The sequence below is a fragment of the Catenuloplanes niger genome (assembly GCF_031458255.1).
GTDB lineage: Bacteria > Actinomycetota > Actinomycetes > Mycobacteriales > Micromonosporaceae > Catenuloplanes > Catenuloplanes niger.
Genome location: NZ_JAVDYC010000001.1, coordinates 9,590,103 through 9,603,684, shown reverse-complemented (window position 1 = coordinate 9,603,684; position 13,582 = coordinate 9,590,103). Strand labels below are relative to the sequence as shown.

Below are 13,582 nucleotides of genomic sequence, written 5' to 3'. Positions count from 1 at the left end.
TTTACGACGTTATTAAACCAGGACCGCGGCCGGACTCAAGAGCCTTCACGGCTTGGTTCATGCTGTAGCCCGCGCGCATGCGGCATGCTGGACGCGCCCCTCACGACGAAGGAAGATGCCCGGCCATGGACCCGAAACGGACGACGGTGCGCGACGTCCGCCGCGCCAACCGCTCCGTGCTGCTGAGCACCCTCTACCGCAGCGGGCCGGTCTCCCGGCACGAGCTCGCCCAGGCCACCGCGCTCAGTCAGGCCAGCGTCAGCAACCTGATCGGCGAGATGGTCGCGGAAGGCCTGGTCGAGGAGGCCGGCTCGGTCGACTCCGACGGCGGCCGCCCACGCATCCTGCTGCGCGTCGCGCCCGGCTTCGGCCACGTCATCGGCGCGGACGTCGGCGAGACCCGGGTGCAGGTGGAGCTGTTCGACCTGGCGATGACGCCGCTGGCCAAGGCCGAGTTCCCGATCCCGTCCACCCGTCCCGCACCGGCCGACGTGCTCGGGTACCTGCGCGACGGGCTCGCCTCGGTGACCGCGCAGTCCGGCACGGACCCGGCCGCGGTGCTCGGATTCGGCGTGGCGGTCTCCGGCGTGGTCGACGGCGACGCCGTGGTGCACGCGCAGACGCTCGGCTGGGACGGCGTGCCGCTCGGCGCGATGCTGCGCGAGATCACCGACATCCCGGTGCTGGTCGACAACGGAGCCAAGACGCTCGGCCAGGCCGAGATGTGGTTCGGCGCCGGCCGCGGCGCCCGGCACGCGGTGGTCGCCATGGTCGGCACCGGCGTCGGCGCCGCCGTGATCGCGGACGGCGCGTCGTACCGGGGCGCGCACTCCAGCGCGGGGGAGTGGGGGCACACCCCGATCGTCTACGGTGGGCGCGACTGCCGCTGCGGTTCGCGGGGCTGCCTGGAGGCCTACGTCGGCGCGGAGAGCGTGCTGGACCGGTACCGGATCGCGAACCGGGGCAAGCGCGCGCCCGGCGCCGACGAGGAGTCCGCGCTCGCCGCCGTGATCGCCGCACACGGCACCAGGGCCGGCGCGCAGGTGCTCGCGGACACCGCCGGCTACCTCGGCGCCGGCCTCGCCACCCTGGTCAACCTCTTCAACCCGGAGCGGATCGTGCTCGGCGGCTGGGCCGGTCTCGCGCTCGGCCAGGCCCTGTTGCCGCAGATCCGCGAGGCCACCGCGCGGCACGCGCTGCGCCGGCCGTTCGAACAGGTCACCATCGACCTCTGCGAGCTCGGCCCGGACGCGGTCGCGATGGGCGCGGCCACGCTGCCGGTGGCCCGCCTGATCGCCGACGGCGGGGCCCGCGGCACCGCGGCCACCGGCGCCCCCACCGCCGCCACACGTTCGGTCACCCGGCGCCGCCGCTGATCCGGCCGAGGGCGCGGTGGGCACGGCCCCCCGTGGTGACCGGGGATGGCATATAAAGGCGGGGTTCATCCTCCCATCGTCGAATGAGGACATCCGTGCGCCGAAGAACATCCGCGGGAGCGCTCGCGGTCGCGCTGCTCGCCTCCGCCGTCGGCACCGTGCTCGCACCGGCCGCCGGCGCGGCCGAGCCGATCAAACTGCCGCGGGCGAACCTCACGCCGTACGTCGATCCGTTCATCGGCACCGGGTTCAGCTCCGTGGCGCACCCGGTGCCCGGCGGCCGGGCCGGCAACACGCTGCCCGGCCCGGTGCTGCCGTTCGGCATGGTGCAGTTGAGCCCGGACAGCCCGACGGCGTCGCCGTCCGGTTACCGTCACGACGACGTGCACATCAGCCAGTTCAGCCTCACGCACCTCAACGGGGCCGGCTGCGCCAACAGTCAGGACATCGGCATCCTGCCGCTGGTCGGCGACCTCACCGGATCACCGGGTACGACCTGGACGTCGTACCGGGCGACGCGCGTGCCGGCCAAGGAGAGCGCGGAACCGGGGTATTACCAGACCACGCTGCGCAACGCGGACGCGACCGAGACCGTCGTCGAGACGACCGCCACCGAGCGGACCGCGGCGATGCGGATGAGGTTCCCGCGGACGACGGCGGCGCGGGTCCTGCTGAACAGCAGCCGGAGCGCCACCGGTAACCGGGACGGCGCGATCTCGATCAGCGGCAACACGGTCACCGGCACGGTAACCGGCGGCGGCTTCTGCGAGGAGCAGGAACCGCCGAACGAGAACAATCCGACCGTGTCGTCGGAGACCTACAAGATCTTCTACCGGATCGAGTTCGACCGGGCGCCGAGCTCGGTCGGCACCTGGCACTACAAAACGGTGTCGCCGGGCGTGGCGTCCGTGAGCGGTGTCCGGACCGGCGGCTACCTGACCTTCGACACCCGGGACAACGACACCGTGGAGATGCGGGTCGGCATCTCGTTCGTGGACCCGGCCGGCGCGGCGGGCAACCTCACCGGGGAGAGCGCGAACCGCACGTTCTCGCAACTGCGCACCGCCGCCCACGACCGGTGGAACGACGTGCTGAACCGGATCCGGGTCGGCGGTGGCACCCCGGACGACCTGACGACGTTCTACACGGCCCTCTACCACGTGATGGTCAACCCCAACCTGGCCAGCGACCGGGACGGCCGGTACCGCGGCTACGACGACCTGGTCCACACGGCGACGCACCCGGTCTACCAGAACTTCTCCGGCTGGGACATCTACCGCTCCTGGGCCTCGCTGATCGCGATGGTCGCACCGAACGAGGCCGGCGACATGGCGAAGTCGCTGGTGCTCGCCGGCCAGCAGGGCGGACTGCTGCCGAAGTGGGGACACGCTCACAACGAGAACTACGTGATGCCCGGTGACCCGGGACCGATCGTGGTCGCGGCGTTGCGCGCGTTCGGCGTGCGGAACTTCGACACGGCCGCCGCGCTGGACCTGATGGACCGCAACGCGAACGGCGATCTCATGCAGGGCAAACCGATCCGCGGGGACCAGGCCGACTACGTGGCGCGGCGGTACGTGCCGGGCAACGCCGCCACGTCGCTGGAGTACTCCGCGTCCGACTTCGCCGTCGCGCAGTACGCCCGCTCGCTCGGCGACACCGCGCGCTACGACCGGTACATCGAGCGCGCGCAGTGGTGGCGCAACGTCTACAACCCGGTCTCCGGCTACCTGCAGGCGCGCAACGCGGACGGCACCTGGGCCGCGCGGCTCGATCCGGCCTTCGGCGCCCCGGGGAACGGCTACGCGGAGGGCAACGCCTCGCAGTACACCTGGATGGTGCCGTACGACTACCGCGGGCTGATCGCGCTGATGGGCGGCCCGCAGACCGCGGTGCAGCGGCTCGACCACCACTTCACGCAGCTCAACGGCGGCCTGTCCGCGCCGTACTTCTACATGGGCAACGAGCCCGAGCACGGTACGCCGTGGATCTACCACTACGCCGGTGTGCCCGCGCGGACCAGCGCGGTCGTGCGGCGGGTGATGACCGAGACGTTCAACTCGAGCCCCGGCGGCCTGCCCGGCAACGACGATCTCGGTTCCACGTCCGCCTGGTACGTCTGGGCCGCGCTCGGCATGTACCCGGTCACGCCCGGCAGCGACGTCCTCGCGCTGCACGGCCCGCTCTTCCCGCGGATCGTCATCAGCCGGGCGAGCGGCGACCTGGAGATCAGTGCACCGGGCGCGGGCCGGGCCAACCCGTACGTGCAGGGCGTCACGCTCCAGGACGCCGCCGTCACGCGGTCGTGGCTGCGGTACTCCGACCTGTTCGCGGAGATCGGCATCGGCGCGGGCAGGAGCCTGACGTACACCATGGGCGCGAGCCCGTCGGCCTGGGGAACGAACCCGGCCGACGTGCCGCCGTCGGTCGAGGACGGCGCCGCCCCGGTGCCGCCCGCACCCGACCTCGGGCCGAACCTGGCTGCCGGCCGGCCCGCGACCGGGGCCGCCGTCTGCGCGGCCGGTGAGGAGCCGGCCCGCGCGTTCGACGGCGACCTCGGCACCAAGTGGTGCGCGAAGGGCACGGTCGACCCGACGCTGCGGGTCGACCTCGGTGGCACCCGGGACGTGACCGGGTTCGTGCTCAAGAACGCCGGGCTCGGCGGCGAGGCGACCGACCTGAACACCCGCGGGTACACGATCGCCACCTCGGTCGACGGCATCACCTGGACCACCGCGGTGAGCGCGTCCGGGATGCGCGACAGCCGCACGTACCACCCGGTCACCGCGGTCCCGGCCCGGCACGTCCGGCTCACCGTCACCGAGGCCGGCCACGACGACGCCGCCCGGATCCCGGAGTTCGAGGTGTACGGCCCGGTGGGTTAGGCGGCGGTCGCCGGCGACGTGGGTGCGGGACGGCGCAGTCCGTCGACGAAGACCGCCACGATGCGATGGTGGTAGTCCGGGTCGCGGCCGGGGACGGGACGGCACAGCTGCGTGATCGCGTGCAGCACGTCCTCGGCCGCGACGTCGTCCCGGATCGACCCGTCCGCCCGTCCCGCGTCGAGCAGGACCGTGAGCGCGGGTCCGAGCCGCGCCACGAAGTAACCGGGCAGCCCGGCGAACGCCGCGTCGCCGGAGTGCAGCGCGGACGCGAGGCCGCGCTTGGTCGCGAGCAGCTCGGCGAACCGCCGTACCCACCGGTCCAGTGCCTCCGCCGGTGGGTACGCGGCGCACAGGTGCGGCCCGGCGTCCGCGACCGCGTCGATGCCGGTCTCCACCACGGCCTTGACCAGGTCGGCGCGCTGTGGGAAGTGCCGGTAGAGCGTGCCGACGCCGACGCCGGCCAGGTCGGTGATCTCCTTGGCCGGCGCGTCCACGCCCGAGGTGGCGAAGACCGTGCGCGCGGCCTCCAGGAGCGCGTCCACGTTGCGCCGGGCGTCCGCGCGCCGGCGGCGGGGTTCATCGGTCATGGCCGTCACCTCTCTTGCGTAACCGGAAAAGCTTTCCGTATAGTTCCGGAAAAGCTTTCCGCTTATCGTATCCGCAGGGAGAGAACATGAGGTACCGCACCCTCGGCCGGACCGGCATCCGGGTCAGTCCGTACGGTCTCGGCGGGCTGATGCTGGCCACGGCCATGGGCAACACGCCGGAGCAGTCGGCCGGTCTGATCCACCGCGCGCTGGACGCCGGCATCAACCTGATCGACACCTCCGACGCGTACGGCGACTCGGAGGAGGTCATCGGCGCGGCGCTGCACGGGCGGCGGGACGACGTCGTGCTCGCCACCAAGTTCGGCCGCCCGGCCGGTGACGACCCCAACCGCCGGGGTACGTCGCGCCGCTGGATCGTCACCGCGGTGGAGAACTCGCTGCGCCGGCTGCGTACCGACCGCATCGACCTGTACCAGATCCACTACCCGGACCCGGCCACCGACGTCGAGGAGACGCTGTCCGCGCTCACCGACCTGATCCGGGACGGCAAGGTGCGCGCGATCGGCGCGTCGCACACGCCCGTGTCCGACATCGTGGAGGCGCAGTGGGTGGCTGAGCGCCGCGGCCTGGCCCGGTTCCACACCGAGCAGCCGGTCTACTCGATCCTCAACCGCGGCATCGAGCGTGAGCTGCTGCCGGTCGTCCAGCGCTTCGGCATGGGCACGCTGGTCTGGGGCCCGCTCGGCCAGGGTCTGCTGACCGGCCGGGTGCGCGGCGCCGGCGGTGATCTCCGGCGGGCGGGGATGCTGCGGCACCTCGGCGACGAGCGCCGGATCGACGTGGCGGCGGAACTGCTCCCGCTCGCGGCCGAGGCCGGACTGCCGATGACGCACCTCGCGATGGCGTTCGCGATCGCGCATCCGGGCGTGACCAGCGCGCTGATCGGGGTCCGCACCGCGCGGCACCTCGACGACCTGATCGCGGGCCTGGACGTGCGGCTCACCGACGACGTCCTCGACCGGATCGACGCGATCGTCCCGCCCGGCACCGACGTCGGCACGCTCGACCAGGCCCTCGTGCCGCCCGCGCTGACCGTCCCCGGGCTGCGCCGTCGCCCGGCCGTCGCCCGCGCCGCCGCCTAGGCGCCGTCCCGGCACCGGGGGCCGGCGCTCGGGAGGCCCGTCCGCGCCGCGGGCGGGCGAGGCTCAGACGATCGCCGGGCGGGGCTTGCGGATCAGGAGCTTGGCGGCCTGGCCGACGACGAATCGGCGTACCCCGTGGTTGAAGGGGTTGGACGGGACGAAGCCCTCGCCCTTGACGTGCGCGATCAGCTGGTGGGCGCGGATGGTGGGGCGCATCGTGCGCTCCCACGCGCGCAGCGCGCGGGGCAGCGGCAGGCCGGCGGTGAGCGCGTCACCGAGCGCGGCCGCGCCCATCATGCCGGTGCTGGCGCCCATGCCGGAGTAGAGCGTGAGACACCAGGCGGCGTCGCCGAGCAGCACCACCCGGCCCCGGTGCCAGTGCGGCATGCGGACCTGCCGCACCGAGTCGAAGAGCCGTTCCGGCGCGTGGGCCAGCCGGTTCAGCACCCACGGCACCGGCTCGCCCATGCCGGCGTAGCGGGCGGCCAGCGCCTCGGCCGGATCGCGCCGCTGCTCCGCGTCGACGTCGCGGGCCCGGTAGGCGAACAGCGCGGTCGGCGGGCGGTCCCGGTACGGGAAGACCCACAGCGCGCGGCCGGGCTCGACCAGCGCGAGCTGGTCCGAGCCGGAGTAGCCGGGCACCGGCGCGTCCAGCGCGAACGTGCAGATCATGGAGCGGGCCGGGCGCAGGAATCGCTCGTCCGGGCCGAACGCGAGCCGGCGCACGGTGGAACGCAGCCCGTCCGCGCCGACCACCAGGTCGAAGCGCTCCTCGCCGCGGCCGAGGTCGGCCCAGGCCGCGTCGCCGGTCTGCCGGAGGGAGAGCGGCCCGGTGCCGAACCGGATCTCGGTGTCGGGCGCGAGCCCGTCCCAGAGCGCGGCCTCCACGTCGCCGCGCATGGTGCCCTCGGGCTGGCCGGGCTGGTCGAGGAAGCCTATGCTGCGCCGTCGTTCACCGCCGGCGTCGACCGCCCAGGTCCGGTGGTCGGTGGGGGTGCGCAGGTGCATGCGGTCGAGGACGCCGAGCCGGTCCGCGGCCTTCTTGCCCGCGGGGAACAGGCCGACGAAGTATCCGCCGGTGCGCCGTGCGGGTGCCCGCTCCACGATCACCGGCGTCCAGCCGGCCCGGGACAGGGCGATCGCCGCGGCCATTCCGGAGACGCCGAGACCCACCACAAGTGCTCTCACGGTCGCCAGTCAAGCGGAGCATCGGGCCAGATCCAAATCATAACGTTTCGATCGCGACGATCAGTGATCACGGGTGATGCGTGGCGGAACGTCCCAATTCCGAGAGAGCGTTCTCTCGCACTTTCTACAAGGCTTGAAGTTAGGCGTGGTTCGTTACCCGGCCGTTATTGACGTGGCCCAGCTCACTCCGGTTGACTCCCCCCACGGAACCGCTTCCGCAACCGGTTCCGAACGTGTCGTCAACCGCGCCGACACGGCTCGAGGAGGTGGGTGGATTGACGATCACCATCGCGGACGTGGCCGCGGCGGCGGGCGTCAGCAAGACCACCGTCTCCCGGGTGCTCAACGGCAAGGACGACCTCGACGCGCAGACCGCGGACCGGGTCCGGCGGGTGATCGCCGAGCTCGGTTACGTGCCCAGCGCCCGCGCGGTCGGTCTGGCACGCGGCCGGACCCGGATCGTCGGCATGCTCGTACCGTCGCTGACCTGGCCCTGGATGGGCGAGGTGCTGCAGGGCGCGGTCGACGCGATGGAGGCGGCCGGCTACGGCCTGCTGCTGTTCACGGTCAACCGCGGCGAGGACTCGATGCGTCAGTTCGCGCAGCAGGTCTCCGCCCGCGCGTTCGACGGCCTGCTGGTCGTCGAGCCGGACGGCCAGACCGGTTACATCGCGGAGCTCTACGCGGGCGGGCTGCCGGTTGTGCTGATCGACGACCGGGCCGCGCGCCGGCCGATGTTCCCGTCCGTCGGCACCACCAACCGGTCGGGCGCCCGCTCGGCCGGCGAACACCTGATCGCGCTGGGCCGGCACCGGCCGCTCGTGATCACCGGAAAGGTCACGTTCGGCTGCACGCGCGAGCGGGTGGCCGGATTCGCCGACGCCTACGCGCAGGCCGGGCTGCCGATCGACCCGGCGCTGGTCTTCGAGGGCGACTTCTCCTACCGGTGCGGCCGGGAGGCCGTGCTGCGCAGCGCCGGCACCGGGTTCGACGCCGTGTTCGCGCACAACGACCTGTCCGCCACCGGCGCGATGCAGGCCGTTGTCGAGTCCGGCCGGACCGTACCCGGTGATGTGGCGGTCGTCGGCTTCGACGACCTTCCGCTCGCCGCGCACGCGCAACCGCCACTGAGCACCGTGCGCCAGCCGCTGCGGGAGATGGGCGACGCGGCCGCCCGCCTGCTGCTGGCGCACTTCGCGGGCGCACCGCTGCCCGCGAACCCCGTGACCATCCCGACCACCTTCGTCACCCGCGAGTCCACCACCGGCCGATAAATCACCACAAAACAGGATCCAGCCGCGACGGTACGTACGCCGTGGCGCGATCCCGCACGCCCCGGCACCGGGCACCACACCTCAGAAGACAGGGAGCAGGACCGCATGAGTCCCACCAGGAGAACCGTCGCCATGGCGCTCGCCGGCGTGCTGGCGGCCGCCGCGCTCGGCGCCTGCGGCGAGAGCCCGAACGCGAACCGCAGCAACGGCGAGGCCGCGACCGTGCTCAACATCGGCATGCCGAACGGCCCGCAGACCGAGAACCACAACCCGTTCCTGGAGTCGTCCTCCGCCTCCATCCTCGGTTACCGCTGGCAGATCTACGAGCCGCTCGCGCTGGCGAACGTGATCCGGCCGGCCGACAAGCCGAAGCCGTGGCTGGCGCAGGAGTACAGCTGGAGCGCGGACCTCAAGACGCTGACCGTCACCGCGCGCGAGGGTGCGAAGTGGTCGGACGGCACCGCGTTCTCGGCCGAGGACATCGCGTTCACCTACGACCTGATCGGCAAGACGCCGGCGATCAACCGGTTCGCGCTGCCGATCGTCTCCGCGACCGCGACCGGTAACCAGGCGTCGATCGTGTTCGAGCGGCCGCAGTTCGTCAACGAGGCCCGGATCCTGCGCGACATCGCGATCGTGCCGAAGCACCTGTGGTCGCAGATCGCGGACCCGTCCACCGACATCATCAAGAACCCGGTCGGCACCGGGCCGTACACGCTGAAGACGTTCACGCCGCAGACCACCACGCTGTCCGTCCGCACCGAGGGCTACTGGCAGCAGCTGCCGCAGGTCAAGGAGCTGCGGTACACGTCGTACAACGACAACAACGCGCAGACCACCGCGCTGGCGAACGGTGAGTCGGAGTGGAGCTTCGTCTTCATCCCGAACTACCAGACGGTCTACATCGACAAGGACCCGGAGAACAACAAGATCTTCCCGGCCCCGGTCATCGGCATCCACGGCCTCTACATCAACACCACGGTCAAGCCGTTCGACGACCCGGTGCTGCGCCGCGCGATGAACATGGTGATCAACCGGAACGACATCTTCGTGCAGGCCGCGGCCGGCTACTTCCACCCGGAGATCACCTCGGTGACCGGCATCCCGACGCCGGCCGGTGACCCCTACATCGCGCCGGAGTACAAGGGCCAGACGCACAAGGTCGACGTCGAGGGCGCGAAGGCGCTGCTGACCGGCGCCGGCTACACGCTCGACGGCACCACGCTGAAGGACAGGAGCGGCAAGCCGGTCAAGATCAAGCTGACCGACCCGGCGCCGTGGTCCGACTACATCACCAGCCTGGAGATCGTGAAGGACAACCTCTCGCAGATCGGCATCGAGGCCACGCTGGACAAGGCCACCCAGGACGCCTGGCAGAAGTCGATCGAGGAGGGCACGTTCGAGGCCTCGTTCCGCTGGACCAACGGCGGCGCGACCCCGTACGACATGTACCAGACGATCATGGACGGCAAGCTGCTCAAGCCGATCGGCGAGGCCGCTCAGAACGGCAACTTCGGCCGCTTCGACAACGCGGAGGCCACGGCCGCGCTGGAGGCGTACGCGAACGCCACCGACGACGCGGCCCGCACCACCGCGATGAACACGCTGCAGAAGATCTTCGTCGAGCAGATGCCGATGATCCCGGTCGGCGCGGACAACGCCGGCGGCGCCTACAACGTGAAGAACTGGGTCGGCTGGCCGTCCGCCGAGGACCCGTACGCCCCGGCACAGCCCACGCAGCCCAACGCGGTCGACGTGATCCTGCGCCTCAAGCCGGCCGGCGCCTGATCCTCTCCCCGGCTGCCGCCCCGGCCCCCGCCCCCGCGGCGGGCCGCAGGCCAGCTCCGTTCCCGCCGGTCCTCCCCGGGTGTGCCACCGCCGCCCGGGGAGGACCGCACCCCCTGTCTCGAGGAGCCCGGCATGACGCCGAGTGACGACACGGCGGTCCTCTCCGCCGACGGACTGACCAAACACTTCCCGGTACGACGAGGCCTCGCCGACCTGCTCGCCCGCAGGTCCCGCGTGGTGCACGCGGTGGACGACGTGACGCTCACGCTGCGCCGCGGCCGGGTGACCGCGCTCGTCGGCGAGTCCGGTTCCGGCAAGTCGACCGTGGCCCGCCTGCTGTCCCAGCTCTACCCGCGCACGTCCGGCGAGATCCGGCTGCACGGCAGCGTCAGCACCGTGCGCGGCGGCCGGGCGTTCCGCGCGTACGCCCGCCAAGTGCAGATGATCTTCCAGGATCCGTTCGCGTCGCTGAACCCGGTGCACACGATCCGCTACCACCTGACCCGGTCGCTGCGCATCCACGGCAACGGCGGCCGCACCAAGGCCGAGCTCGAGGCCGCGCTGCACGCGCTGCTCACCCGCGTCCACCTCACGCCGCCGGAACGCTACCTGGACAAGTTCCCGCACGAGCTGTCCGGCGGGCAGCGGCAGCGCGTCGCGATCGCCCGCGCGCTCGGCGCGAACCCGGAGGTGCTGCTCGCGGACGAGCCGGTGTCGATGCTGGACGTGTCGATCCGGCTCGGCGTGCTCAACCTGCTGCGCGACCTCAAGGAGCGACTGCACCTGGCGATCCTCTACATCACCCACGACATCGCCTCGGCCCGGTACTTCGCGGACGAGACGCTGGTGATGTACGCCGGCCGGATGGTCGAGGGCGGCGACAGCGAGACCGTCACGCAGCGGCCGGCTCATCCGTACACCCGGCTGCTGATCGAGTCGGCGCCGGACCCGGACACGATCCAGGGCTCCGCGCGTGAGGCGGCCGCGCACACGCCCGAGGACCGCGGCGGCGGTGAGCCGCCGAGCCTGATCGCACCGCCGGCCGGGTGCCGGTTCCATCCGCGCTGCCCGGCCGCGATGGCCCGGTGCACGGCCGAGCTGCCGCCCCGGCTGACCGTGGGTGACGCGGACGGGCACTGGGCCGCGTGCTGGCTGTACGACCCGGCCACGGTCGCGTCGTCGCGTGCGGAGTCGCGTGCGGAGTCGTCTCGCCCGGGCGCGACACGCGCCGCGGCGTCGCGCCCGGCGGTGGGCAAGGTGGCGTCGTGAAGCACGTCCTGCGCCGCGTGGCGTTCTACCTGTTCACCGCGTGGGCCGCGATCACGCTCAACTTCTTCATCCCGCGCCTGATCCCCGGCGACCCGGTCCGCTCGATGATCTCCCGCTATCAGGGGCAGCTGAACGCGGACGCGATCCAGTCGCTCTACATCCTGTTCGGCCTGGACGAGCAGAAACCGCTCTGGGGCCAGTACGTCGACTACTGGGGGCAGCTGCTCCGCGGCGACCTCGGACTGTCGTTCACGTTCTTCCCCGCGCCGGTCTCCCAGGTGATCGGCGAGAGCATCGGCTGGACCGTGCTGCTGGTCGGCATCACCACGATCATCAGCTTCGCGATCGGCACGCTGCTCGGCGTGCTGGCCGGCTGGCGGCGCGGCTCCTGGGTCGACGGCCTGCTGCCGGCCACCACGTTCCTCTCCTCGATCCCGTACTTCTGGCTCGGCCTGATCGCGATCACGGTCCTCGCCGGGCCGGGCAGCTTCTTCCCGTCGTCCGGCGGTTACGAGCCCGGGCTCATCCCCGCCTGGGACCAGTGGTTCATCGGCAGCGCGCTCCAGCACAGCATCCTGCCCGCGATCACCATCCTGATCTCGTCGGTCTCCGGCTGGATCCTGTCGATGCGGAACATGATGGTCACGGTCGCGGCCGAGGACTACATCACCGTGGCGCACGCGAAGGGGCTGCCGGAAAGCCGGGTCGCGCTCGCCTACGCGGCCCGCAACGCGCTGCTGCCGAACGTGTCCGGCTTCGCGCTCTCGCTGGGCTTCATCGTCGGCGGCACGCTGCTCGTCGAGATCGTCTTCTCGTATCCCGGGCTCGGCTTCCAGCTCTTCCAGGCGGTCGGCGCCAAGGACTACCCGCTGATGCAGGGCGTCTTCCTGGTGATCACGCTGTCCGTGCTCGCCGCGAACCTGCTGGCCGACCTGGCCTACCTCGCGCTCGACCCGCGCACCCGAAGGGAGGGCTGAGGCATGAGCACCCCCTCGGCCGCGGAGATCACCCCGGCCGCCGTCGCCGCCAAGCGCCGGCCGTTCCGGTTCGTCGCGAACGCGAAGGCGGCCACCGGCATCGCCATCGTCGGCTTCTTCGTGCTGCTGGCGATCATCGGGCCGTGGATCGCACCGTACGACGCGTCGGAGCGCTCCGCCGACCTGCTCCAGCCGCCGTCCGGCGCGCACTGGTTCGGCACCACCCATCTCGGGCAGGACGTGTTCAGCCAGATCCTGGTCGGCACCCGTGGCGTCATCTTCGTCGGCTTCCTGGCCGGCGTGATCGCCACCGTGCTGGCGATCGTGGTCGGCGTGACCGCCGGCTACCTCGGCGGCACCGCGGACGACTCGCTCTCCGCACTGTCCAACGTGTTCCTGGTGATCCCCTCGCTGCCGCTGATCATCATCATCACCTCGCTGCTGGAGCGCAGCACCGACCTGATGATCGCGCTGGTGATCGGCCTGACCTCGTGGGCCTGGAACGCGCGGGTGCTGCGTGCCCAGACGCTCTCGCTGCGCCGCCGCGACTACGTGGAGGCCGCGCGGGCCACCGGCGAGTCCACCTGGCGGGTCATCTTCTTCGAGATCCTGCCGAACCTGACCGCGATCATCGCCTCCGGCTTCGTCGGCACGGTGATCTTCGCGGTGCTGTCCGAGATCACGCTCGCGTTCATCGGCATCACCACGGTCTCCGAGTGGAACTGGGGCACCATCCTGTTCTGGGCGCAGGGTCAGCAAGCGCTCGCCTCCGGCGCCTGGTGGTGGTTCGTGCCGGCCGGCCTCGCGATCGCGATCCTCGGCACCGCGCTGTCGCTGGTCAACTTCGGCATCGACGAGTTCGTCAGCCCTCGCCTCCGGTCCGCCGGCAAGACCACGATCAGGACCGCCTCCGGCGCCACGGTACGGATGCGGGTCGGTTTCACCCCGGTCCTGCGCATCACCCCGCTGGGCACGGACCCGGTGTCACCGCACGCGCCGGCCGTGCCGCTGGAACGGGTGCCGGCGCCGGCGCCCACCGGTGCGCCCATCGGGGCGGCCACCGGTGGGCCCGCCGGTGGGCCCGCCGCACAGCAGTCGCTCGGAGAGAAGGAGTCGGCGTGATCGAGTCGATCGG

The 13,582-nt window shown here is 71.9% G+C and carries 10 protein-coding genes; 8 read left to right on the top strand and 2 right to left on the bottom strand.

Annotated features, from left to right (window positions below; translation table 11 throughout):
- Positions 1-125 precede the first annotated feature (125 nt).
- Together J2S44_RS42270 and J2S44_RS42265 are read left to right on the top strand one after the other, a co-directional pair.
- The gene (locus J2S44_RS42270; protein ID WP_310429225.1) at positions 126-1,376 is read left to right on the top strand and encodes an ROK family transcriptional regulator; all 1,251 of its coding nucleotides are present in this window, start codon (positions 126-128) and stop codon (positions 1,374-1,376) included.
- A gap of 95 nt (positions 1,377-1,471) precedes the next feature.
- The gene (locus tag J2S44_RS42265) at positions 1,472-4,261 is read left to right on the top strand and encodes a GH92 family glycosyl hydrolase (RefSeq protein WP_310429223.1); all 2,790 of its coding nucleotides are present in this window, start codon (positions 1,472-1,474) and stop codon (positions 4,259-4,261) included.
- On the opposite strand, the gene J2S44_RS42260 is transcribed toward J2S44_RS42265, so the two are convergent.
- Complete coding sequence (locus tag J2S44_RS42260) at positions 4,258-4,848, bottom strand: TetR/AcrR family transcriptional regulator (protein ID WP_310429221.1); 591 nt, start codon at positions 4,846-4,848, stop codon at positions 4,258-4,260. The genes J2S44_RS42265 and J2S44_RS42260 overlap by 4 nt on opposite strands.
- Before the next feature lie 86 nt (positions 4,849-4,934).
- Here J2S44_RS42260 and J2S44_RS42255 point away from each other — a divergent pair, with 86 nt between their 5' ends.
- Positions 4,935-5,951: an aldo/keto reductase gene (locus J2S44_RS42255; RefSeq protein WP_310429219.1), complete on the top strand. Its 1,017-nt coding sequence runs from the start codon at positions 4,935-4,937 to the stop codon at positions 5,949-5,951.
- A 63-nt stretch (positions 5,952-6,014) separates the two neighbouring features.
- Here the strand turns inward: J2S44_RS42255 and J2S44_RS42250 are convergent, their stop codons facing one another.
- On the bottom strand, positions 6,015-7,139 hold the full coding sequence (locus J2S44_RS42250; RefSeq protein WP_310429217.1) for an FAD-dependent monooxygenase: 1,125 nt from the start codon (positions 7,137-7,139) through the stop codon (positions 6,015-6,017).
- A 275-nt stretch (positions 7,140-7,414) separates the two neighbouring features.
- Here J2S44_RS42250 and J2S44_RS42245 point away from each other — a divergent pair, with 275 nt between their 5' ends.
- The 5 genes from J2S44_RS42245 to J2S44_RS42225 all read left to right on the top strand — a co-directional run bounded on the left by J2S44_RS42245 (position 7,415) and on the right by J2S44_RS42225 (position 13,569).
- Positions 7,415-8,413: a LacI family DNA-binding transcriptional regulator gene (locus J2S44_RS42245; protein ID WP_310429215.1), complete on the top strand. Its 999-nt coding sequence runs from the start codon at positions 7,415-7,417 to the stop codon at positions 8,411-8,413.
- A 105-nt stretch (positions 8,414-8,518) separates the two neighbouring features.
- Entirely contained in the window at positions 8,519-10,201 is a 1,683-nt protein-coding gene (locus J2S44_RS42240; RefSeq protein ID WP_310429213.1) for an ABC transporter substrate-binding protein, read from the top strand.
- Between the two features lie 132 nt (positions 10,202-10,333).
- Complete coding sequence (locus J2S44_RS42235; RefSeq protein WP_310429211.1) at positions 10,334-11,470, top strand: ABC transporter ATP-binding protein; 1,137 nt, start codon at positions 10,334-10,336, stop codon at positions 11,468-11,470.
- Positions 11,467-12,447 carry an ABC transporter permease gene (locus tag J2S44_RS42230; RefSeq protein ID WP_310429209.1) on the top strand — a complete coding sequence of 327 codons (981 nt, stop codon included), beginning with the start codon at positions 11,467-11,469 and terminating at the stop codon, positions 12,445-12,447. The genes J2S44_RS42235 and J2S44_RS42230 overlap by 4 nt, the downstream gene beginning before the upstream one ends.
- A 3-nt stretch (positions 12,448-12,450) precedes the next feature.
- Positions 12,451-13,569 (top strand): ABC transporter permease, encoded by a 1,119-nt coding sequence (locus tag J2S44_RS42225; protein WP_310429207.1) that lies wholly within the window; start codon positions 12,451-12,453, stop codon positions 13,567-13,569.
- The last annotated feature ends 13 nt before the right edge of the window (positions 13,570-13,582 follow it).

Coding starts and splice junctions, on each gene's coding strand:
- J2S44_RS42270 (WP_310429225.1), top strand. CDS start 126: ATGGACCCGAAACGGACGACGGTGCGCGACGTCCGCCGCGCCAACCGC.
- J2S44_RS42260 (WP_310429221.1), bottom strand. CDS start 4,848: ATGACCGATGAACCCCGCCGCCGGCGCGCGGACGCCCGGCGCAACGTG.
- J2S44_RS42255 (WP_310429219.1), top strand. CDS start 4,935: ATGAGGTACCGCACCCTCGGCCGGACCGGCATCCGGGTCAGTCCGTAC.
- J2S44_RS42240 (WP_310429213.1), top strand. CDS start 8,519: ATGAGTCCCACCAGGAGAACCGTCGCCATGGCGCTCGCCGGCGTGCTG.
- J2S44_RS42235 (WP_310429211.1), top strand. CDS start 10,334: ATGACGCCGAGTGACGACACGGCGGTCCTCTCCGCCGACGGACTGACC.
- J2S44_RS42225 (WP_310429207.1), top strand. CDS start 12,451: ATGAGCACCCCCTCGGCCGCGGAGATCACCCCGGCCGCCGTCGCCGCC.